This window comes from Neobacillus sp. DFD-2R, from assembly GCF_057747865.1.
In genome coordinates this window covers 4,735,835-4,757,500 of the sequence record NZ_CM173228.1, presented here as the reverse complement: position 1 = coordinate 4,757,500, position 21,666 = coordinate 4,735,835, and the positions used below count along the sequence as shown (strand labels likewise).

The 21,666-nt window shown below is 40.6% G+C and carries 20 protein-coding genes, 17 tRNA genes and 2 rRNA genes (1 of these 39 running past the window's edge); 34 read left to right on the top strand and 5 right to left on the bottom strand.

Translation table 11 applies throughout. The features are described from left to right. The 19 genes from AC3ANV_RS23865 to AC3ANV_RS23775 all read left to right on the top strand — a co-directional run. Nucleotides 1–1,634, top strand: a 23S ribosomal RNA gene (locus AC3ANV_RS23865) (it extends 1,302 nt beyond the left edge of the window). Nucleotides 1,635–1,709: 75 nt separating this feature from the next. Then, nucleotides 1,710–1,825 (top strand): 5S ribosomal RNA (gene rrf, locus AC3ANV_RS23860). 42 nt (nt 1,826–1,867) lie between these two features. Further along, nucleotides 1,868–1,942: transfer RNA gene (locus AC3ANV_RS23855), tRNA-Glu, on the top strand. Between the two features lie 39 nt (nt 1,943–1,981). Continuing rightward, a tRNA-Val gene (locus AC3ANV_RS23850) sits at nt 1,982–2,057 on the top strand. 84 nt (nt 2,058–2,141) lie between these two features. After that, a tRNA-Cys gene (locus AC3ANV_RS23845) sits at nt 2,142–2,215 on the top strand. 15 nt (nt 2,216–2,230) lie between these two features. Then, nucleotides 2,231–2,307 (top strand) — tRNA-Arg (locus AC3ANV_RS23840). A 9-nt stretch (nt 2,308–2,316) separates the two neighbouring features. Further along, nucleotides 2,317–2,393: transfer RNA gene (locus tag AC3ANV_RS23835), tRNA-Pro, on the top strand. Between the two features lie 24 nt (nt 2,394–2,417). Next, a tRNA-Ala gene (locus AC3ANV_RS23830) sits at nt 2,418–2,490 on the top strand. A 17-nt stretch (nt 2,491–2,507) separates the two neighbouring features. Then, nucleotides 2,508–2,581, top strand: a tRNA-Met gene (locus AC3ANV_RS23825). Between the two features lie 51 nt (nt 2,582–2,632). Further along, nucleotides 2,633–2,706: transfer RNA gene (locus tag AC3ANV_RS23820), tRNA-Ile, on the top strand. Nucleotides 2,707–2,713: 7 nt separating this feature from the next. Continuing rightward, nucleotides 2,714–2,806, top strand: a tRNA-Ser gene (locus tag AC3ANV_RS23815). Nucleotides 2,807–2,838: 32 nt separating this feature from the next. Continuing rightward, nucleotides 2,839–2,912, top strand: a tRNA-Met gene (locus AC3ANV_RS23810). Between the two features lie 3 nt (nt 2,913–2,915). Then, nucleotides 2,916–2,992: transfer RNA gene (locus AC3ANV_RS23805), tRNA-Asp, on the top strand. 148 nt (nt 2,993–3,140) lie between these two features. After that, nucleotides 3,141–3,225: transfer RNA gene (locus AC3ANV_RS23800), tRNA-Tyr, on the top strand. Between the two features lie 5 nt (nt 3,226–3,230). After that, nucleotides 3,231–3,303, top strand: a tRNA-His gene (locus AC3ANV_RS23795). A gap of 98 nt (nt 3,304–3,401) precedes the next feature. After that, nucleotides 3,402–3,474, top strand: a tRNA-Gly gene (locus tag AC3ANV_RS23790). A 5-nt stretch (nt 3,475–3,479) separates the two neighbouring features. Then, nucleotides 3,480–3,553: transfer RNA gene (locus AC3ANV_RS23785), tRNA-Ile, on the top strand. Between the two features lie 30 nt (nt 3,554–3,583). Further along, a tRNA-Asn gene (locus AC3ANV_RS23780) sits at nt 3,584–3,650 on the top strand. Between the two features lie 111 nt (nt 3,651–3,761). Beyond that, a tRNA-Ile gene (locus AC3ANV_RS23775) sits at nt 3,762–3,835 on the top strand. Between the two features lie 386 nt (nt 3,836–4,221). Here the strand turns inward: AC3ANV_RS23775 and AC3ANV_RS23770 are convergent. Beyond that, on the bottom strand, nt 4,222–4,671 hold the full coding sequence (locus tag AC3ANV_RS23770) for a S1 domain-containing RNA-binding protein (RefSeq protein WP_488311091.1): 450 nt from the start codon (nt 4,669–4,671) through the stop codon (nt 4,222–4,224). A gap of 739 nt (nt 4,672–5,410) precedes the next feature. Continuing rightward, nucleotides 5,411–5,755, bottom strand: coding sequence for a hypothetical protein (locus AC3ANV_RS23765; RefSeq protein ID WP_488311090.1), 345 nt, complete (start codon nt 5,753–5,755; stop codon nt 5,411–5,413). A 194-nt stretch (nt 5,756–5,949) separates the two neighbouring features. On the opposite strand from AC3ANV_RS23765, the gene AC3ANV_RS23760 reads away from it, so the two are divergent. From AC3ANV_RS23760 to AC3ANV_RS23740, 5 genes are all read left to right on the top strand, one after another. Continuing rightward, a complete protein-coding gene (locus AC3ANV_RS23760; protein ID WP_488311089.1) occupies nt 5,950–6,204 on the top strand; it encodes an amino acid decarboxylase in 255 nt (84 codons plus the stop codon). 187 nt (nt 6,205–6,391) lie between these two features. Further along, the gene (locus tag AC3ANV_RS23755; RefSeq protein WP_488311088.1) at nt 6,392–7,240 is read left to right on the top strand and encodes an MBL fold metallo-hydrolase; all 849 of its coding nucleotides are present in this window, start codon (nt 6,392–6,394) and stop codon (nt 7,238–7,240) included. 145 nt (nt 7,241–7,385) lie between these two features. Continuing rightward, nucleotides 7,386–7,685, top strand: a complete 300-nt coding sequence (locus AC3ANV_RS23750; RefSeq protein ID WP_488311087.1) for a DUF5658 family protein — start codon at nt 7,386–7,388, stop codon at nt 7,683–7,685. Between the two features lie 112 nt (nt 7,686–7,797). Next, nucleotides 7,798–8,943, top strand: coding sequence for a DEAD/DEAH box helicase (locus tag AC3ANV_RS23745; protein WP_488311086.1), 1,146 nt, complete (start codon nt 7,798–7,800; stop codon nt 8,941–8,943). A gap of 79 nt (nt 8,944–9,022) precedes the next feature. Then, complete coding sequence (locus AC3ANV_RS23740) at nt 9,023–9,166, top strand: hypothetical protein (protein ID WP_488311085.1); 144 nt, start codon at nt 9,023–9,025, stop codon at nt 9,164–9,166. Nucleotides 9,167–9,223: 57 nt separating this feature from the next. Here AC3ANV_RS23740 and AC3ANV_RS23735 read toward each other — a convergent pair whose 3' ends face one another. The 3 genes from AC3ANV_RS23735 to AC3ANV_RS23725 form a co-directional block, all read right to left on the bottom strand. After that, on the bottom strand, nt 9,224–10,756 hold the full coding sequence (locus tag AC3ANV_RS23735; RefSeq protein ID WP_488311084.1) for an FAD-dependent oxidoreductase: 1,533 nt from the start codon (nt 10,754–10,756) through the stop codon (nt 9,224–9,226). Nucleotides 10,757–10,997: 241 nt separating this feature from the next. Beyond that, entirely contained in the window at nt 10,998–11,144 is a 147-nt protein-coding gene (locus tag AC3ANV_RS23730) for a hypothetical protein (protein ID WP_488311083.1), read from the bottom strand. A gap of 77 nt (nt 11,145–11,221) precedes the next feature. Further along, entirely contained in the window at nt 11,222–11,596 is a 375-nt protein-coding gene (locus tag AC3ANV_RS23725; RefSeq protein ID WP_488311082.1) for a DUF1360 domain-containing protein, read from the bottom strand. Between the two features lie 138 nt (nt 11,597–11,734). Between AC3ANV_RS23725 and safA the strand changes: the two genes are divergently transcribed. The 10 genes from safA to AC3ANV_RS23675 all read left to right on the top strand — a co-directional run bounded on the left by safA (nt 11,735) and on the right by AC3ANV_RS23675 (nt 21,598). Then, nucleotides 11,735–12,349 carry a SafA/ExsA family spore coat assembly protein gene (safA, locus tag AC3ANV_RS23720; RefSeq protein ID WP_488311081.1) on the top strand — a complete coding sequence of 205 codons (615 nt, stop codon included), beginning with the start codon at nt 11,735–11,737 and terminating at the stop codon, nt 12,347–12,349. 137 nt (nt 12,350–12,486) lie between these two features. After that, nucleotides 12,487–12,834, top strand: a complete 348-nt coding sequence (locus AC3ANV_RS23715) for a lmo0954 family membrane protein (protein WP_488311080.1) — start codon at nt 12,487–12,489, stop codon at nt 12,832–12,834. Between the two features lie 20 nt (nt 12,835–12,854). Further along, nucleotides 12,855–13,502, top strand: a complete 648-nt coding sequence (locus AC3ANV_RS23710) for a PspA/IM30 family protein (protein WP_488311079.1) — start codon at nt 12,855–12,857, stop codon at nt 13,500–13,502. Nucleotides 13,503–13,640: 138 nt separating this feature from the next. After that, nucleotides 13,641–14,375 carry a cell wall-active antibiotics response protein LiaF gene (liaF, locus tag AC3ANV_RS23705; RefSeq protein ID WP_488311078.1) on the top strand — a complete coding sequence of 245 codons (735 nt, stop codon included), beginning with the start codon at nt 13,641–13,643 and terminating at the stop codon, nt 14,373–14,375. Next, on the top strand, nt 14,372–15,421 hold the full coding sequence (locus AC3ANV_RS23700; RefSeq protein WP_488311077.1) for a sensor histidine kinase: 1,050 nt from the start codon (nt 14,372–14,374) through the stop codon (nt 15,419–15,421). The genes liaF and AC3ANV_RS23700 overlap by 4 nt, the downstream gene beginning before the upstream one ends. Beyond that, entirely contained in the window at nt 15,414–16,046 is a 633-nt protein-coding gene (locus tag AC3ANV_RS23695) for a response regulator transcription factor (RefSeq protein WP_488311076.1), read from the top strand. The genes AC3ANV_RS23700 and AC3ANV_RS23695 overlap by 8 nt, the downstream gene beginning before the upstream one ends. Before the next feature lie 169 nt (nt 16,047–16,215). After that, nucleotides 16,216–17,067 carry an iron uptake system protein EfeO gene (gene efeO / locus AC3ANV_RS23690; RefSeq protein ID WP_488311075.1) on the top strand — a complete coding sequence of 284 codons (852 nt, stop codon included), beginning with the start codon at nt 16,216–16,218 and terminating at the stop codon, nt 17,065–17,067. After that, nucleotides 17,064–18,359: an iron uptake transporter deferrochelatase/peroxidase subunit gene (efeB, locus tag AC3ANV_RS23685; RefSeq protein ID WP_488311074.1), complete on the top strand. Its 1,296-nt coding sequence runs from the start codon at nt 17,064–17,066 to the stop codon at nt 18,357–18,359. Before efeO ends, efeB begins: the two co-directional genes overlap by 4 nt. Before the next feature lie 36 nt (nt 18,360–18,395). Continuing rightward, the gene (locus tag AC3ANV_RS23680; RefSeq protein WP_488311073.1) at nt 18,396–20,156 is read left to right on the top strand and encodes an FTR1 family iron permease; all 1,761 of its coding nucleotides are present in this window, start codon (nt 18,396–18,398) and stop codon (nt 20,154–20,156) included. Between the two features lie 107 nt (nt 20,157–20,263). Then, nucleotides 20,264–21,598: a polysaccharide biosynthesis protein gene (locus AC3ANV_RS23675; RefSeq protein ID WP_488311072.1), complete on the top strand. Its 1,335-nt coding sequence runs from the start codon at nt 20,264–20,266 to the stop codon at nt 21,596–21,598. Nucleotides 21,599–21,666: the final 68 nt, after the last annotated feature.

Below are 21,666 nucleotides of genomic sequence, written 5' to 3'. Positions count from 1 at the left end.
CCGGTATGAGTAGCGAAAGATGAGTGAGAATCTCATCCACCGAATGCCTAAGGTTTCCTGAGGAAGGCTCGTCCGCTCAGGGTTAGTCGGGACCTAAGCCGAGGCCGAAAGGCGTAGGCGATGGACAACAGGTTGATATTCCTGTACCACCTCTTTATCGTTTGAGCAACGGGGGGACGCAGGAGGATAGGGTAAGCGCGCTGTTGGATATGCGCGTCTAAGCAGTTAGGCTGCAAGTGAGGCAAATCCCGCTTGCGTTAGGCTCGAGCTGTGACAGCGAGGGAAATTTAGTACCGAAGTTCCTGATTCCACACTGCCAAGAAAAGCCTCTAGCGAGATAAAAGGTGCCCGTACCGCAAACCGACACAGGTAGGCGAGGAGAGAATCCTAAGGTGAGCGAGAGAACTCTCGTTAAGGAACTCGGCAAAATGACCCCGTAACTTCGGGAGAAGGGGTGCTCTTTGGGGTGAATAGCCTCGAAGAGCCGCAGTGAATAGGCCCAGGCGACTGTTTAGCAAAAACACAGGTCTCTGCGAAGCCGCAAGGCGAAGTATAGGGGCTGACGCCTGCCCGGTGCTGGAAGGTTAAGAGGAGGGGTTAGCGCAAGCGAAGCTCTGAATCGAAGCCCCAGTAAACGGCGGCCGTAACTATAACGGTCCTAAGGTAGCGAAATTCCTTGTCGGGTAAGTTCCGACCCGCACGAAAGGCGTAACGATCTGGGCACTGTCTCAACGAGAGACTCGGTGAAATTATAGTACCTGTGAAGATGCAGGTTACCCGCGACAGGACGGAAAGACCCCGTGGAGCTTTACTGTAGCCTGATATTGAATTTTGGTACAGCTTGTACAGGATAGGTAGGAGCCGTAGAAGCCGGAGCGCTAGCTTCGGTGGAGGCGTCGGTGGGATACTACCCTGGCTGTATTGAAATTCTAACCCGCACCCCTGATCGGGGTGGGAGACAGTGTCAGGTGGGCAGTTTGACTGGGGCGGTCGCCTCCTAAAGAGTAACGGAGGCGCCCAAAGGTTCCCTCAGAATGGTTGGAAATCATTCGTAGAGTGTAAAGGCACAAGGGAGCTTGACTGCGAGACCTACAAGTCGAGCAGGGACGAAAGTCGGGCTTAGTGATCCGGTGGTTCCGCATGGAAGGGCCATCGCTCAACGGATAAAAGCTACCCCGGGGATAACAGGCTTATCTCCCCCAAGAGTCCACATCGACGGGGAGGTTTGGCACCTCGATGTCGGCTCATCGCATCCTGGGGCTGTAGTCGGTCCCAAGGGTTGGGCTGTTCGCCCATTAAAGCGGTACGCGAGCTGGGTTCAGAACGTCGTGAGACAGTTCGGTCCCTATCCGTCGTGGGCGCAGGAAATTTGAGAGGAGCTGTCCTTAGTACGAGAGGACCGGGATGGACGCACCGCTGGTGTACCAGTTGTCTTGCCAAAGGCATCGCTGGGTAGCTATGTGCGGACGGGATAAGTGCTGAAAGCATCTAAGCATGAAGCCCCCCTCAAGATGAGATTTCCCATAGCGTCAAGCTAGTAAGAACCCTGAAAGATGATCAGGTTGATAGGTCAGAGGTGGAAGCGCGGTGACGTGTGGAGCTGACTGATACTAATCGTTCGAGGACTTAACCAGTTTTAAAGCGAACTCGTTTTTACAAACTTCTTCTGCATTATCCAGTTTTGAGGGAATGAAACCTCAAATAAATAGTCTGGCAGCAATGGCGAGAAGGTCACACCCGTTCCCATACCGAACACGGAAGTTAAGCTTCTCAGCGCCGATGGTAGTTGGGACTTTGTCCCTGTGAGAGTAGGACGTTGCCAGGCTAAGCCCCTATTGGGGCTATTATTTTGTCTAATTTTATAGTCGGCCCCTTGGTCAAGCGGTTAAGACACCGCCCTTTCACGGCGGTAACACGGGTTCGAATCCCGTAGGGGTCACCAAAGTTTTTTCGCGCTAGCGAAAATAACTTTCATTATTATGGAGGATTAGCTCAGCTGGGAGAGCATCTGCCTTACAAGCAGAGGGTCGGCGGTTCGATCCCGTCATCCTCCACCAATTTTTTAGTATTAATATGCCGGTGTAGCTCAAGTGGTAGAGCAACTGACTTGTAATCAGTAGTGGGGGTTCAAGTCATCAATTGGCGGCATAGCCAAGTGGTAAGGCAGAGGTCTGCAAAACCTTTACCACCGGTTCGAATCCGGTTGCCGCCTCCAAAATAATTTATTAATGCGCCCGTAGCTCAATTGGATAGAGCGTCTGACTACGGATCAGAAGGTTATGGGTTCGACTCCTTTCGGGCGCGCCATTATTATATCGGGAAGTAGCTCAGCTTGGTAGAGCACTTGGTTTGGGACCAAGGGGTCGCAGGTTCGAATCCTGTCTTCCCGACCAGTTGAATGTTTAAAATAACAACATGGGGCCTTAGCTCAGCTGGGAGAGCGCCTGCTTTGCACGCAGGAGGTCAGCGGTTCGATCCCGCTAGGCTCCATTTATTTTTATTGAAATGGCGGTGTAGCTCAGCTGGCTAGAGCGTACGGTTCATACCCGTAAGGTCGGGGGTTCGATCCCCTCCGCCGCTATATAAGAAATTAATGCTAATGTTGTTATTAAACATTAATGTTAGTGTTAATGGACCCTTAGCTCAGCTGGTTAGAGCAGACGGCTCATAACCGTCCGGTCGTAGGTTCGAGTCCTACAGGGTCCATTTATCTGGAGGAATACCCAAGTCCGGCTGAAGGGATCGGTCTTGAAAACCGACAGGCGGGTTAAACCGCGCGGGGGTTCGAATCCCTCTTCCTCCTCCATTAATTAAATTTAAATTTAATAATATTATCGTCGCGGGGTGGAGCAGTCCGGTAGCTCGTCGGGCTCATAACCCGAAGGTCGCAGGTTCAAATCCTGCCCCCGCAATATGGTCCGGTAGTTCAGTTGGTTAGAATGCCTGCCTGTCACGCAGGAGGTCGCGGGTTCGAGTCCCGTCCGGACCGCCATTTTTATCCCGGTAGGTTAACTACTGTTGATATAGATTGTGTGACTCAGTAGCTCAGACGTAGAGCAAAGGACTGAAAAGTCTTGTGTCTGCGGTTCGAGTCCGTCCTGTGCCACCATTAAATTTAATGCTCTACTAGACTTATATACGGAGGGGTAGCGAAGTGGCTAAACGCGGCGGACTGTAAATCCGCTCCCTCAGGGTTCGGCGGTTCGAATCCGTCCCCCTCCACCATGATGGCGGTTGTGGCGAAGTGGTTAACGCATCGGATTGTGGTTCCGACATTCGTGGGTTCGATTCCCATCAGCCGCCCTATTTAATTTATGGGGCTAAAGCCAAGCGGTAAGGCAGAGGCCTGCAAAACCTTTATCCCCGGTTTAAATCCCGGTGTTGCCTCCAATTTTAAAAATGCGGGTGTAGTTTAGTGGTAAAACCTCAGCCTTCCAAGCTGATGTTGTGAGTTCGATTCTCATCACCGCTCCATATTAGGGCCTATAGCTCAGTTGGTTAGAGCGCACGCCTGATAAGCGTGAGGTCGATGGTTCGAGTCCATTTAGGCCCATCATAATAAAATAATATATTTTTGTTCCGTAGTAGCTCAGTGGTAGAGCAATCGGCTGTTAACCGATTGGCCGTAGGTTCGGTCCTACTTGAGGCCATTTAATTTTTTAGGGGTAGTACTCAAGAGGTTTAAGAGGCGCCCCTGCTAAGGGTGGAAATCTCGTAAGCGGCGCGAGGTTCAAATCACTCTTCTCAACCATACATAAGATGCACCTTTAGCTCAGTAGGATAGAGCAACAGCCTTATAAGTTGTCGGTCAGAGGTTCGAATCTTCTAAGGCGCGTAAAAACATTTATAAGGTAAGTAAAAAAGGTTGGATAATGTGAACTTATCCAACCTTTTTTATTTATTATTCGAGCAAAAATGAATAGAATCCCTTCTATTCATTTTCAATTCCAGGTGCTAGGACCCGTCGATTACCAAACAATTACAAATCTCCTACTATAGTAAATGTAAAATATGGTCAGTTACTGAATGGAGCGAACCCTTTGGCTCTCAGTCAGACAGCCTCAACGCTGCGTATTTAGAGATGGATCTATTTAACTTTTATATTATTTTTTGTTTGATTTAATAAGCTAAAGCTATTAGAGTAATAATAAAGAAGGCAAGCCAGTTTACTAGACAGGCTTGCCTTTTTCTATATGATGAAGTATTAAAAAACGCAGCAGGTTATCCGCGTCTTCCGCCTCGACCGCCCTGTTTTGCACCAGTGTTACGTTTGAGGGTAGATAAATTCTCTTCACTAGTCTTTAAAAAACGGGCCATTTTATCTTCAAAAGTTTCCTTTGGTTTGAAATTGCCTTTTGAGCGGAAGTCTTTAGAACGGTTATCAACTCTTCCCGGGCGTGTTGGGCGTTGTGAATAAGAAGAGGTTTGTCCTTCGGGTCTATCTATCGCTTTTTTGATGGACAAGGAAGTTTTTCCGTCTTTTATACTAATCACTTTTACTTCTATCTGGTCTCCTACTTTGAGATGGTCATTAACGTCTTTTACATAGCCATCCGCAACTTCACTGATATGCACAAGACCTGTTGAACCTCCCGGTAATTCTACGAATGCTCCAAAATTAGTGATGCCTGTTACTTTACCTTGTAACTTGCTGTTTACTTCGACTGACATAAAAATAAGGTTCCCCCTCAATAATGTTAAAACACTATTATAACAAATTAATGAAGGAAATAATATAAACGAAGCAATTTGATTTTGAATGACAAAGGTGGAAAAGGCAGGTCTGAGCTAATATTTTATTTGGTTAATTTCATTTTAAGGTAAGAACCAATTAACCCCAAACTACTCTGCACGCAGAAATGCTTCAATAAGCAAGAAGATATTGTTTGGAAAGTAATTTAACGATGTATGACACATTTATTCCAAAATTAATTCGATTGCTAATTCAACTGCTTATGAAGGCATACCAACAACTTGGACAGATTATAACTATTCTATTGTGGAGTATATTTTGAATTAATAAAGGAGGTAATTGTGGAAAATGGTCAGGATCAAAACTATTTATCTGTAAAAAATAGATTGTTAATATTTATTGGAAGAGGGGGAAAAAATGAAGATTTTTGATATTTCCAGAAAGCTGCAAAATGGGATACCGGTTTGTCTGGGCGATTCTCCTTTTCAATATCAGGTCTCATGGTCCAAAGAGAGAAGCGGGTGGAAGTCCGGTTCGAGCAATACTGCGCCCGCTCCGCCAATAACAATATAAGATTGAATAATGCTATCCGAGAATTGATTGTTTGGACCGGTTCAAGCGATAATACAAAACCGTTTGGTGAATAAACCACATAAAGCAGATAGTAAAAAGCAGCGTTTATTACGCTGCTTTTTACTATTGTATATAATCGGGCAATTAGTTATGTTTTCTTCGATAAATTAACCAAAAGCTTCCTAAACCGATAATCATGAATATAACAGATCCAGGAACAACATACGCTTTTAATGAAGGCGTCTCTGTTTTGGTAAGTTTGGCATTATCCTTCATTCCATACTCGCTTTTCCCGGCTAAGGTCTTTTTAGCTGTTATCAAAACAGGAGTGGAAAGTTTAGTAGTAAAGGAGAGCTTATGTTCCTTTAGTGGTTGTTTAATTATCTCTCCGCTTTTGGGAGCAGAAGTTTCTAGATTAGAATAGGCAAGTACGTTTGTTCCTAATAGAAAAAACAACAGCGAAGCGATAAAGGAGATTTTCTTAAACATCTTATTCAACTCCGATATATTGTTATCTTGCTGTTTATCATTCTATCATCTATCGTCGCCGGTTATATCGTTTGGAGGGCAATGTTCACAAACCTTTCGAAAATAGAATAGTTTATATGATATAAATCAATTTAATACGAATTAAATCATGTTAATCTTAGTCATAATCCAATTACAAAAGGAGTGCGAATAAGATGAATAGCTTTCAAATTGAAGGAAAACGGGCAGTAATGGATATTCGGGAGAGAATTGCGAAAGGTGAACATCCCCGCAGAGAAATATTAAACTTTATCAATGCAGCACCTGTCGGAACGATTTTTGAAATTCATTTACCGCACCGTGGTGAACCGCTTATTGCCACCCTGCAATCGTTAGGAATGAACGTTATAGTCAATGAAATCGAACCAATGCATTTCAGGCTTATGACAGTAAAACTAAAAGAGATTTAAAGCTGCTCTTAGTTAAGGGCAGTTTTTTTAAGAAAAAAATACCTAATAAAGAACATTATTGTTCTTTATTTTATGTTATTATATATCTATAATTAAAAAAACTTTTAAAATTGCTGCGAAGCATTTAAATGACCATTAATAATTTTCCCTCCTAGGAAAATAATAAGCAAAAAATAGGGGGGATTTGATGGAACACCATCAGGATAATAAATTTGAGCATACCTTTCTGCCAATGACCTCTATTGGTAATGGAGTGGGTATTGCTGTTTTACCGGACGTTTTTTGTTATACGGATCAAATCGTAAACCTTTTCCTCTTTGGTAATCCAAATGAATCAAATGAGTTTGTCCTAATTGATGCCGGTATGCCAAAATCAGCAGATGAAATAAAAAGGGTTGCCAAAGAACGTTTTGGAGAAAATGCACGGCCGAAAGCAGTGATTTTAACACATGGTCACTTTGACCATGTTGGCTCATTGGTTGAATTATTGGAGGAGTGGCAGGTACCGGTTTATGCCCATGAGCTGGAAGTTCCCTATTTAACCGGAAAAAAGGATTATCCTCCAGGGGACCCCACCGTTGATAGCGGACTGGTAGCAAAAATGTCTCCAATGTTTCCGAATCACGGCATTGATATTAGTAGCCGGGTCATGCTCCTTCCTCAAGATGGGTCAGTTCCCAATATGCCGGATTGGAAGTGGATCCATACCCCGGGACATACTCCGGGTCATATTTCTTTATTCCGTAATTTAGATCGGGCCCTTATTGTAGGCGATGCATTTGTTACGGTAAAACAAGAATCCCTTTATAAAGTTTTAACGCAAACAAAGGAAATCAGCGGCCCTCCTAAATATTACACAACTGATTGGAATTCTGCCTTTGAATCTGTTAAAGCATTAGAGGCATTAAAGCCGCAAGTCGCCGTGTCGGGGCACGGACTCCCGATGAGCGGAAACGAATTAGCGGTTAACCTCGATTATTTAATACTGAATTTTATGGTAATTGGCAAACCTGATCAAGGAAGGTATGTTAATTAAATAGTTAATTTTTAATCCTTGAAATTGATTATGACAGAAAAAGGGTTGCCAATAGGATGGCAACCCTTTTTCTGCCAAAAATATCATGCTTAATCCCGAAATTTTTGCATATGATTTTGTACAAGACGATAAAGAGGAGGAAATCATGAGACTCTGTTTATTTTTACTGATAGCCGGGGTGTTTGATGCCGTTTTGACTAACCTTGGAATCACATTTGGCATTATAGCCGAAGGGAATCCGATGATGAAATTTTTAATTGAAAAAAGCTGGGTCTTTTTTTACATAGTAAAAGTTTTACTTCCTCTTGTGCTAATCGGGGTATTTTATTACCGGCCAATAAAAGGATGGATTCGGGCTCTCTTAGTCTCTACATGTGTTCTTTATTTTTCTGTCCTTGTCTATCACATGGTCTGGATTTTACTTTATTTGAATTCCTCAGTGTAATAATCGCTGGACACATAAAGTTGAATCAGTTAGTATCAGTAGGAATGTAATGGATTTAAACAATCTAAAATACTAATAATAAGAAGAAATGAGATAGATAAAGGAGCCATATATGTTTAATAATTTAAAGCCTTTTTTGCAGGAAGCATGGCAAAAGTCAGGATTTCAAACGGCAACGGCAATCCAAAGCGCTGCCATACCAACCATTATAGAAGGGAAAGATGTCATTGCTGAGTCACCAACAGGAACCGGTAAGACGCTTGCCTATTTAGTACCGCTTTTAGATAGAATAGACCCTGAATTACAATCCATACAAGCTGTTGTTCTTGCTTCTTCACAAGAATTAGTGATGCAAGTCTTTCAGGAGTTTCAAAAATGGTCTGAGGGAAGTGGAATCCGAGGCACTTCCATTATCGGCGGAGCAAACCTGAAAAGACAGCTTGAAAAATTAAAAAAGCGTCCGCATGTTATTTTTGCAACTCCCGGCCGCTTACTTGAATTAATTAAACAGAAAAAAGTGAAAATGCATGAAGTGAAAATGGTTGTTCTGGATGAAGGAGATCAGCTCTTAATTCCCGAGCATCTTAGCACCGTTCAACATATTGTTAAATCGACCATGTCCGACAGGCAAGTGGTATTATTCTCTGCGACGATGAAAGCCGGGACCGAGCAATTGGCGAAAGGGATGACAAAGGACCCGGAAGTCCTAAGAATTAAAAAGGATGAAGCCGCATCATCCGGAGAAGTGGAGCATATTTATTTTCTTTGTGAACAAAGGGATAAAATCAAACTCCTTGAAAAAATAGCGCGTTTAGAAAATAGTAAATCATTGGCGTTTATTAATGACATTGGCGAGATCCAAGTTTTTAAGGAGAAATTGCATTTTAAAGAGTTATCAACAGGAATTTTACATAGTGATATGAAAAAATTAGAACGGCAGGCAGCATTAAAGGCCTTCCGCGATGGAAAAATGAAAATGTTAATTGCAACCGATGTTGCAGCAAGAGGCCTTGATATTCAAGGAGTCACCCATGTCGTCCAGATTGATTTTCCTAAGGATATTACGCAATATGTTCACAGAGCGGGCAGAACAGGAAGAATGGGAGCAAACGGCATTGTGATTTCACTTGTCACTGAACGGGAAGAAAGAGAATTGAAGCGCTATTGCCGAGAGTTAAATCTCCCGCTTCACAAAAGGGTTTTTTATAAAGGTAAAATTTCTGAGGAAGAACAAAGAGAACAGAAAATGCGCCGCTAAAGAAATTACCAGGGCATCCTAGAGAGGGAATAAGTTTATTCGTTTACAACCATACTATTTATGATTTCTTGAAAAGGAGATGGTAGGTGTGGGAAGAACGAAATTAGGTAATGCCAATGCTCAGCGCAATAATAATCGTAAAAAAGCAATGAAAACAAGTTCAGAATTAGTGGAATTTACGACTGGTGAAGAGTTAAAAAGAAATAAACCGAATGGTAAATAAACATGTAACGCCTCCTATTATGGGAGGCGTTACTTTTTTGAAGAGAGGGTAAAAAACTCACTCCTCCAATACCTTTGTCAGCGGTTTTAAGGCCGGACCTTCTACAACCTCCCCTGAATAAGCAAAACGAGAGCCATGGCAAGGGCAGTCCCAGGTCTTTTCTGCATGATTCCATTCACATTCACAGCCAAGATGTGTACAGGTCGTATCAACAATATAAAGTTTACCGTTCTCGTCTTTATAGGCACCTGCTCGTTTTCCGTTATGCATGACAACAGAGCCTTCTCCATCACTTAAATCTCCCGGGTCCTTTGGAACAAATTCCAATTTCCCCTTTATAAGATGTTTAGCAACATCAGCGTTTGTGGTAACCACTGTTCGTAAATCAGGGTCGGCATCAAATCGGGATGGGGAGTAGAGCTCTTTATAAGGATTGTCCCGATCCAATATATAGTCTGATACTAAATGTCCTGCAGTAATTCCGGTTGTCATTCCCCATTTTTTATAACCGGTTGCGACTAAAATCCTTTCTTTTCTTTGAGTAATCGGTCCGATATAAGGCACTTTATCTAGTGTAACTAAATCCTGAGCCGACCACCGGTAAGTATAATTAGATAAACTAAACACTTCCCGGGCAAATTCCTCAAGTGCAAAAAAATGCTTAAGTGTGTCCATACCCTGACCGGTTTTGTGGTTTTCTCCACCAAGGATCAGTAATCTACCGTTATTAAAAGGGGTATATCGAATTGAGCGAGTCGGATTATCGGCGCTGATATACATCCCGCCTGGATACTCTTTATCCATTTTTATTCCGATTGCATAAGACCGTTCCGCATACATCCTTGCAAAATAGAGGCCCGGTTTATCATAAAAAGGAAAATGAGAGGCAATAATTACGTGATTGCACGTAACTTTATGGCCTTCCTTCGTTACGACCTTCGGATGATCGGAGTCTTCCTCTTCAAGATCTACTGCGGTTGTATTTTCAAAAACCTTACAGCCTGATTGAACTGCTCCATCTAAAAGCCCTTTTAAAAATTTAAGCGGATGGAATTGCGCCTGATTCTCCATCAGTAAAGCAGCTTTAATTTGAATATTAAACGGGATGTTGTCTTTCAAACCCCCGCTGATTCCTAATCTTTGATAGGCAGACCATTCCGTCTCAATATTCCTTGCATATTCATCAGTAGAAGCGTAAATAAAGGCATCTTGATTGCTAAAATCACAATCAATCCCTTTTTCTTTAACAGTATTTTGGATAAAAGAGATGGCATTCGCATGCGATTCGTAGTATTGCCTTGCCTTTTCTTCACCAAAATGACTAATCAATTCATCATAGAGTAAGCCATGCTGTGCCGTAACTTTTGCGGTGGTATGACCCGTTGTTCCATTTAATACACCACCTGCTTCGATTATAGCAACCTTCAAGCCTTGTTTTGAAAGCAAATAAGCAGCAGTGACACCTGTAATACCGGCGCCGACGATTGCCACATCAATGGACAAATCTTCGGTTAATTTTTTAAAAGAGGGCAATTCTACTTCACGCCAATAAGTTTTTGGAAACTTATGTACCTTCTCAGATGAACTCATATGTACTCCTCCGGATTCAAAATAGAATTCATGTTTAATTTTTCCTAAAGTAAAAAAAAAATGTCTGTCTGTAAAATGATTTAAATTTTGCGGCTTGGATTTTTAACAAATTTTGAAAAAAAGAAAGAACTCTTAAGCTTAAAGAGTTCTTCTTTCAGATTATGGAGGGTGTGAAAGATCAATTCCGCGGAGAGAGTGAGAAGGCCGAAAAAGTACCGCTTTAACTGAGGCATAATAGTTTCTATTCTTCGTTATCGTTTTTTAATGGATCAATTCGTGTGGAATCTTCTGTATTAAGACCCCTTCGTAGGAAATGAATCCATGTTCCACATATAATACCAAGGCAAATGATTAAACCTATTGCTGTGGTCCACCATATAGCCGCCATTTCAATCCCCCCTTTTTCTAAAGAATATATGCCAAGGGGGGAATAATTTTTCCAACGAATTGCTGTTAAAATACCTTTTAGTCCTTTTTCTTTAACTCTGCATAATAATCTACTTTTTTTATATTAACTCCTACAAATGTTTCGATGATGGACTGTCCGCCGGCAATAGAGAAAATCAAAATAAATACGAACGTTACCCTAGGGAATAGTAAGTATGCAGTGCCGAGTAAAATCGCGCTCCACACCCCAGCACACCAATAACATTTTAATAAATAACCAAACATTGAGGTTGGTACTTCCTTGGATTCAGTTCCATTTTCCGTTTCCACTTTTACTTTCTTTACAAACGGTTTTCGAATAAATTCGGTAATTTTATCAAACACGATTAAATGAGTTAAACGATAGCTGGCTAAAATTAGCATGACATAAGTCATCCATGAAATGTCTTTCACTTTTTTTCCTCCAATTTGGTAACGCGTATCTTTATTTAGTCTTGCAAATACTAAAAACGGTAGCATTAAGTTATTTATTTCGTTCCTTGTATATTTTGAGCCTGAAATCAAAATTCTATATTCGGAGGAGGCGAAAAAATGAAAAAATCATTTTGGTTTAGTTTTATGTTTTTACTATCCCTTATCTGTATTCCAAGTGTTTCTTTTGCCCAGCAAATTTACACGGTACAGCCGGGAGATTCTTTATGGAAAATAGCGGTCAGGTATCAGGTTGGCATTTCGGAAATTATTGCTGCAAACCCGCAATTTAAGAATCCCAATTTAATTTACCCCGGTCAAAAAGTAAACATCCCAAATTTTGATGCGATTAAAAGTATCGAAAATCAAGTGGTTCAATTAACCAATCAACAACGGGCAAAGTATGGACTAAAACCATTAACACAGGATTGGGAACTATCAAGGGTTGCAAGATATAAGGCAATGGATATGCGGGACAATAATTACTTTTCTCATACAAGCCCAACCTATGGTGATCCTTTTACCATGATGAGGAATTTTGGAATTACCTATCGTTCAGCTGCTGAAAACATAGCTGCGGGCCAAACAACACCGCAGGAAGTTGTCCAGGCATGGATGAATAGCTCCGGTCACCGAGCCAATATTTTAAGTACCCAGTCCACTTTTATTGGGGTTGGATACGCAAAAGGCGGTTCGCAAAGATACTACTGGGTACAACAGTTCATATCGAAATAAGGTTAAGGTCAGCTCTTACATTGGGGCTGACCCTTTCTACGTCTCGGGACCTATATGAAAATCAAGCTCTGGCGCAATTATGAGAAATAAAGAAAAAAGGTAAGATGTAATCAAGATAACGAAAGGAGGAAAACAAAATGAAGAAATTTGGTTTACTTTTAGCGGGAGGAATTGCAGCCGTTATTTTACTTTCTACAATCGGTCCGATGGTGGGGTTAGTTGTTAGCCTGGTACTGCTTTACTTCATTTTCAAACAGTTTTTAAAAGCTGAGTCAACAAAAGGAAAAATCGGCTTAGGCGTTATCGGCTTCATTGTCCTAATGGCTTCTATCCATAATGCTCCGGCAATTATTGGAGTTGCTGCAGCATATGTACTCTATCTTGTATACAAAAAATGGAATAAAAACAAACACGCAGCTGTAAAAAAAGAAACAGATCCTTTTGCAAACTTTGAAAAGCAATGGAATGAATTAAAACATTATTAATTTAAAAGGAGAGAATGAAAATGACAAACTTATTTACCAGAATTAAAAACACCATTACTGCTGATTTACATGAGGCTCTTGACCAAAAAGAAAAACAAAACCCGATAGCCTTGCTTAATCAGTATCTGCGTCAAAGCGAGCAGGAAACAGAAAAGGTTAGGAAGCTATTGGAACGTCAATATACGCTAAAGGATGAGTTTACAAGAGAACAGGTCCATGCAACGGAGCTTGCTAATAAAAGGAAACGTCAGTCGGAAATTGCAGCCCAAGCAGGGGAAACGGAACTTTATCAGTTTGCTTCAGCAGAACATCAGCAATATGCAGAACGTGCTGAGCGACTCAGCGTGTCATTGGAACAAATAAAAGGTCAGCTTGAAGAATTAGAAAGAAAATATGCTGAAATGAAGCACAAACTAAAAGATATGCATATTCGCAGAATGGAATTAATGGGGCGCGAAAATGTGACACGTGCCAACCATCGCATGAACCAAGTGTTAGATTCTAACCATTATTCTGATAAAGCATTTTCCCGTTTTAAAGAAATTGAAAACTATCTTGACCGCCTGGAGCAGCAAGTAAACAGTTCTTTTTATCGCAGTACCATTGATGCCAGAATTGCACAATTAGAAAAAGAATCGAATTTTGAGGAAAGCAAGTCCATTTCGTAACCAAAACATGGTATTCTAAAAAGGCGTAGGGGTCTCTGCGCCTTTTGCCATATATACATTTGTTGTACAATGTGAACTTTTATATATGCCGGACTTGACACTTTTTAATACATAATTAAAAAAGGGAGGGGTGAGCCGATGTTTAGAAATGCAAAAAATGAATATTTGAATTGGTTGGTTATTTTCGGGGCTTTCATTCTTGTACTAGAAATTTTATTTTTCAACAGAGGTCTTATTTTCTCCCTTTTTATATCGCTGGGAATGGTCTATTTGGGCCGAAGAAAAGCAGGAAGTAAAAGAGGAAGATTGCTTTTCTTCAGCGGCATTATTTTCTTTGTGCTTAGTATCTTAAATATGATGACATTCAAGTTCTTATTATTAGCAATACTTTTGCACTTTTTTATTCAGTTTGTTCAGTCGAAGCGAACCCCAAAGAAAATTACTGTGGATATACGAAAATCAGAGCAGGAAAACCAAGAAGAAACAATCATCAGAGAAAAGCCGCTCTTTGAAAATATTTTATTTGGCCAGCAAAAAACACCATTAGGGGTTTATGAATGGAATGATGTTAACATTCAGGCAGGAATAGGGGATACCATTATCGACCTAAGCTACACGATGCTTCCAAAAGGAGAAACCGTAATTTTTATTCGGAACATAATTGGAAACATTCAAATTCTTGTTCCATATGAAATTGATGTAAGTATACATCATTCGTGTATTGCAGGTTCTGCAGCTGTTTTTAATCATCGTGAATCGAAAATTTTTAATCAAGTTTATCATCTAAAAACACCAGGGTATGAAAAAGCCGGGCAAAAAGTAAAGATTCTTACTTCGCTCGTGGTCGGGAATATTGAGGTGAGCAGGATATGAGCACGACTGGGCGCCAAATTGTTTGGAGTGTCGGTTTTTCCTGTCTAATTGCAATAATCGTTGCCGCGATTTTTATCAGCGTGTTTCCAATAACGGATTGGTCGGAACTATGGGACAGGCATTTCATGGATATCCCATTTGTCATTTTTATTCCGGCATTTAGTATCGTAACCGGGGTTCTACTAGGAACGTTTTCAGGCCTTTTTTGGAGAAGACAATTTCTTTCGGTCGACTATGCCCTGCACCAATTGGAGGAAGGGAGGCAGGCTGAATTTAAAAGGCAGCCGCCAATCACAGAAATCCAAGCAATTGCCGAACGGATTGAGAAGATTGGTAAACAAATGTCTGAGCAAACAAAGCTTTCACAACGACTGGCAACGGAAAAGGTAGAAGACCAGGAAACAAGAATTCAAGAGATTATTTCACAGGAGCGGAACCGGCTCGCACGGGAACTGCATGATTCTGTCAGTCAACAATTATTTGCGGCTTCCATGATGATGTCGGCCATTAATGAAACAAAACAGTATTCTGAATCAACACCTGAAGCCAAGCAGTTGAAATTGGTGGAAGAAATGATTCATCAATCACAGCTGGAAATGCGGGCGTTGTTGCTTCACTTACGTCCTGTTGCCCTAAAGAATAAATCACTTCGAGAAGGAATTGAAGAGCTATTAATCGAATTAACTCAAAAGGTAGCAATGGATATTAATTGGAAGCTTGAAACATTCTCACTTGATAAAGGGGTAGAAGACCATCTTTTTCGGATCCTCCAGGAATCTGTTTCAAACACTCTTAGGCATGCAAAAGCAAGCAAGCTTGAAGTTCTGTTAATCAAGAGAGAGGACCTTGTGATCTTAAGGATTGTTGATGATGGAATCGGATTTGAGGTAGAGGAAACGAAAGCCGGTTCATACGGGATGCAAAATATGCATGAGCGTGCACTGGAGGTGGGCGGAACTCTAAGGGTAATTAGTATTAAAAATAAGGGCACAAGGCTGGAAGTGAAGGTTCCAGTGATGATGAATGGGGATGGTGCAAATGATTAGGGTAGTATTTGTTGATGACCATGAAATGGTAAGAATAGGTGTTTCCTCTTATTTATCTGCACAACCGGACATTGAAGTCGTCGGTGAAGCCGGTGATGGAAAAAAGGGCGTTGAGCTCGCACTTGAACTTAGGCCGGATATTATTCTAATGGATTTAGTTATGAAGGAAATGGACGGAATTGAAGCAACAAGACAAATAATTGAACAATGGCCCGAAGCTAAGGTTATTATTGTAACAAGCTTTTTGGACGATGAAAAAGTATATCCTGCTCTTGAAGCAGGGGCGACCAGCTATATGTTAAAGACCTCTAAAGCAAGTGAAATTGCTAATGCCGTTCGTGCTACATACCATGGACAATCCGTTCTTGAGCCGGAAGTAACAGGTAAAATGATGGTAAAAATGCGCCGGAAAAATCAGCACCTGCCTCATGAGGAACTCACCGGCAGAGAGTTAGAAATACTGTTACTCATGGCAGAAGGCAAAACCAATCAGGAAATTGCCGATGAATTATTTATTGCGCTAAAAACGGTCAAAACCCATGTAAGTAATATTTTAAGCAAGCTCCATGTTCAGGACCGTACCCAAGCGGTGATTTATGCTTTTAAAAATTCTCTAATCGAATAAAAACCTAATCTTGTCAAGACTTTCCAATAAACATTTTTGGAAGGTCTTTTTATTTTTCTCATCAAATTTTAATAAAAAGAGAAAAAGTAATTGAAAATCTTTCTCAACTGCATTATTATATAAGTGATAATGATTATCATTACTAACTAATTGGGGGATTACATAAAATATGAAACTACTAAAAGTGTCAGGAATCATCTTATTATCCAGCAGTCTACTATTTGGCTGTTCGACTGCAGAAAAAAGTACATCAACCAAAAAAGAAGAAAAACCAAAGAGCACAGCTCCTGCTGCTCTTAACGGAGTAACGGATGAATATAAGAAGTACGCGATTGAAGAAATTGAAGAGTTTGTAAAGGCGACAGCAGCCTTTACTACAGCTGTTAAAAATGGTGATTTAGAAAAAGCAAAAACACTTTATGCATCAGCACGGATGTATTATGAAAGGTCAGAACCAATTGCCGAGGTGTTTGGTGATCTTGATCCGAAAATTGACGCACGCGAAGGGGATGTTCCTGAAAATGAGTGGGGCGGGTACCACAGAATCGAAAAAGGATTATGGAAGGATAACTCCACCAAAGGATCCGAACAGTATGCAGAGCAGTTAATGAAAGACGTGAATCTTCTTCGTGCCAAAGTGGAAACAGTTAATGTCACACCGGATATTTTGATCACAGGGGCTGTCGACCTGTTGAATGAAGTTTCCACATCAAAGGTGACAGGGGAAGAGGACCGTTACGCCCATACGGATCTTTATGATTTTGTGGCGAATGTCCAAGGAGCGGAAAAAATATTTCAGCTTTTACAGCCAGCCTTGAATACAAAAGACAAGGAGCTTGCAAAAGAAATCCAAACTCGTTTTGCAAACGTGTATAGCTTGCTTAATCATTATAAAAATGGAGATGGCTATAAACTCTATACAGATCTGACCAAAGACCAGGTAAAAGAATTAAGTCAGGCTATTGATGCCCTTGCTGAGCCGCTTTCTCAAATAGGAATTGTAACGGAGGAGTCTAAGTGAAAAATAATACAAACATCATTGAAGAGTCATCTTTTAGTGAGAAAAAATTTTCGCGGAGAGATATCCTAAAAACCGCCGGGGTTGGCGGTGTGGGTGTTTTAATCGGAGCGTCGGGTTTAGGCGGATTGCTCTCATTATCAGAAGGAAAAGCTGAAGGAGCAAATAATACCAAAGGGATAATCCCGTTTTATGGAAAACATCAAAAAGGAATTGCTACAAAAGCCCAAAATCATGTTTATTTTGTATCTTTAGACGTAACCACTACAAAAAAAGAGGATTTGGTGCAACTTTTTAAAGATTGGACGAAAGCGGCAGCATTAATGACTGAAGGGAAAGAGATTGAGGATTTCTCCAGGAACATAAATCTTCCGCCAAAAGATACCGGTGAAGCTTCAGGCTTATTACCATCGAACCTAACGATTACCTTTGGGGTCGGACCTAGTCTTTTTGTAAAAGATAATCAGGACCGGTTTGGATTAAGGCATAAACAACCAAAAGAACTAGTTGACCTTCCTAAATTTTCTCTCGATGCGTTAGAGGAAGAATGGACCGGGGGAGATCTTTGTATTCAAGCTTGTGCTGATGACTTGCAAGTCACCTTTCATGCAGTCCGTAATTTAATTCGAATTGCTCGGGGAAAGGCAACAATGCGCTGGGGACAAACGGGGTTCCAACGCTCGAAGCAGGCAGATCCTAATGGTGAAACGCCAAGAAATTTATTTGGATTTAAAGATGGAACAGCAAACTCTGATTTAAGCGGCGATAAACAGATGAATCAGCATGTCTGGGTTCAGCCGGGGGATGGCCCGAATTGGCTGGTTAATGGAAGTTACTTGGTTGTCCGTAAAATTCAAATGTATATTGAAGTGTGGGATCGTACGACATATAAAGAGCAGGAAAAAACGTTTGGCCGAGATCGGATCAACGGTGCACCTCTAGGTCAAAAAGATGAGTTTGATAAACTCAATTTCAATCATAAAGATGAGAACGGACAAGAATATATCCCTGCAGATTCGCACGTTCGGCTTTCTCATGGCGATGGATCTCAAAAAATTCTCCGCAGGGGCTTTTCCTATTCGAATGGAATGGATGTAAAAACAGGAAGTCTTGATGCCGGCCTTCTATTCATTGGTTATCAGCGGAAGCCAAGTAAACAATTTATTCCGATTCAAAACCGGCTGGCAAAAATGGATAAATTGAATGAATATATCTCACACCGCGGGAGTGCGCTTTTCGCTTGTTTACCAGGGACGAAACAGGGCGGTTTTATTGGAGAAACATTGTTTTTTTGATGTTTCTCCTTTTCGCTGAAAAGGAGAGAACGAGTAATGAGAGATTGGATGAATGTAAGAAAAATAGTGATAGCAATGGCCGGCTTTTTTCTTTGTTTGACTTTGATACATCCTGTGAAGGGTGCAGGAAACAACGATGAGCTTTTTGTTCTTATTGGCGATAGCTTAATGAAAGCCAAGGAAGGAGATCAATCTGCGGTTTCGAAAAATATGGAACTTTTCGCTAATGAATGGCAGTCGATTAAAAAAGAAGATAGTAAACCGGCAAAAAAAATTGATGAAAGGCTGAAAGAGGTTCAAAGTTTGCTTGCCAAAGGCCAACCGAAAAAGGAGACAGTTACGAAAACTCTTTCCTCACTATCCACTGTGGTTTTAGAATATGATAAGGAGCAAAATCCGCAGGATAAAGCATTTGGAAAAGAAAAAGTAAAGCAATTACTTCCATTAATAAACAATTTAAAAGCCGTGCTTAAAAAGGGAGATACTCAGGCTTATACTGCCAAATATCAAGCAATCATGAACCAATGGAATACTGCTGCTGAAAAAATAGTCCATGATAAGAGTATTGCTTCTTACGGGACAATTGAAAAAAATATGGCTCTAATACGGATTGCGATTACCCAAGACCCTCCTAATCCGAAAAAAGCGCTTGAGTTAGCAGCTGATTTGAATCGTGAAGTAGAAAACGTTTTAGCAGGAAAGACTTCGAAGCAAAATCAAGGGAACTATTCCTTATCAGATGTTACCTCTTTGTTAAGTAAAGCAGATAAACAAATTTCACAAGATGATTATCAAAAGGCTAGTGTTTATTTAAATAACATCCTGACCATTTGGCCCATGGTTGAGGGGGATGTTCAAACAAGGGATAGTAAACTGTATAGGGATATTGAAACAAAAATTCCTACAGCTATTAGTATCTTAAATTCAAAGAAGGTAGATTTAAAGCAAGCCTCTGACATCGTGCAGGAATTGAATAAAAGACTTGCTCCTTTATTGAGCAAAACGAACTATACTTTATGGGATGCGGCACTCATTTTACTACGGGAAGGATTCGAGGGGCTGTTAATTGTCGTCACATTGATGGCCTTTCTGAAAAAAATGGGTCAATCGCATCAACAAAAATGGATTTGGACAGGGGTTGCCGTTGGGATAATCGCCAGTGCTATTTTGGCGATTATCATAAATATCCTTTTTTCGGAAATATCAGCGGCTTCCAGCCGAGAATATATTGAAGGATGGACGGGGGTTTTTGCTGTCCTCATGATGCTGACAGTGGGTGCATGGCTTCATAATAAGTCAAGCATTGGAAACTGGAATAAATATATCAACCAACAAATGAATCAGGCATTAGCAAAAGGAAGCCTAGTATCCTTTTCTTTCATTAGCTTTCTGTCTGTTTTTCGAGAAGGCGCGGAAACCATCATTTTCTATACAGGAATCACCCCGTATATTAGTTTACAGCAGCTTCTGATGGGCGTTATCTTAGCGATTTTTATTTTAGCGGTGGTTGGCGTTATTATTATTTATTACAGCGTGAAAATTCCGATTCGCCTATTTTTTAAAGTCTGCACTCTTTTTATCTACTTTTTAGCGTTTAAAATTCTTGGAATCAGTATTCATTCATTACAAATTTCCAAGATGCTTTCCACAACTACAGTGGAGAGATTACCGTTTATTGAATGGCTTGGACTTTATCCTACCCGGGAAACGACCATCTTCCAATTGATTTTACTTGTAGTAATTATTTCTATGACTTTTTTTATTAGAAAAAAAGATCGTGTCACCATAAATGTTTAAAAAGGGCTAATGCCCTTTTTTTCGTTCACCCCCAAAATTCCCCTACTATTCATGGAACTTGTCTCATAGGTTTATAAAAGTGAGATTGTATAAAGGGGAATCAAAAAATGGCTATTTACTACAGGGGAATCTTCCTTTTAGCGGCATCGGCTTTTTTAGGGGAAGGGATTGAGTTTTTGGTCAATATGATTTTGGCTAGAGATTTAGGAAAACATGGTTTGGGATTGTATATGTCCATCCTGCCATCGATTTTTCTACTTGTTTTGCTCTCAAGCTTTGAGTTGCACATATCCATTTCTAAATTTATCGCCGAAAAAGAGGAGCGATACCATCGGAATATCCTTTACCATGCTATTACCATTACGATTATTTTTACCGGTTTACTATTGATACTAGCTACCATGGTGATGCCGTTTATTCCGGTTTTTAATGCCTATCATCCATATGTAAGATGGCTGGTTCTCATTCTTATTCCGGTTATCTCCTTTACATCTGTGGCACGGGGATATTTTATGGGGAAAAATCAGATGGGGAAAATTGCTGTTTCTAATTTCCTAAGAAAAATCTTTCAGGTTACCGTTTTGTTTTTGTTATTCCGATACTTTGAATTTAATACTGAAGCGTCTCTGTTAATCGCTATCGCTACCCTAATTGGCAGTGAAGTTGTCGTTTTTCTTTATTTAATCATCAGTTTCATGATTCAATTTCAGCTTTTGAAACGCTTTCCCTTTTCCAACTTGAATAGGAAGGTTGTCCGAAAGAATTTAATGTCCGTCTCAGTTCCAACGACAACCATGCGCTTGTTTACAGCCTTTATAGGTGCTTTTCAGCCATTCTTAATTAAGGCAGCACTTGTTCGATCGGGATTAACCCAAACCCTGGCAACAGAACAATTTGGGATGCTCATGGGTGTCGCTTTAAGTATCGGCTTTTTTCCGGCATTTATTGCTCATTCTTTAATGACTGTTCTCATCCCCGGTGTATCGAAATCCCATTCGGAAAAAGATTACACCGCCATGCAAAAAATGTTGAATCAGGTGATGAAGCTAACATGCCTGTATGGAATACCTGCCGTTTTTATTTTCTACCTTTTTGCCAACCGGATTACGTCACTTTTCTTTCATTCACCATCTGCAGCTACTTACTTACAAATGCTTTGGCCTTTCTTTTTATTTCACTTTTTTATCATGCCATTGCAGGCCTTCTTAATTGGCCTTGGGCTTATCAAAGATATGTTTATTCATTCCATCTGGGCAACAGTGATTTCGTTTGTCCTCATTTATTTACTAGGGTCCTTACCTGAATGGAGAATGGATGGGGTAATCATCGCAATGAATACCTCTTCAATTTTGCTGGCTCTTATGCATTATTTAACAGTTTGCAAGAAAATCGGCGTATCTATTTTTATGAAAGGTGTAATCCAAAAACCAAGCGAACGGTAATAAAAAAATCACCTCAAATTGTAAAGGAGCATCGGTCTAAATTTATGTGATTTAAATAAATATGTAGC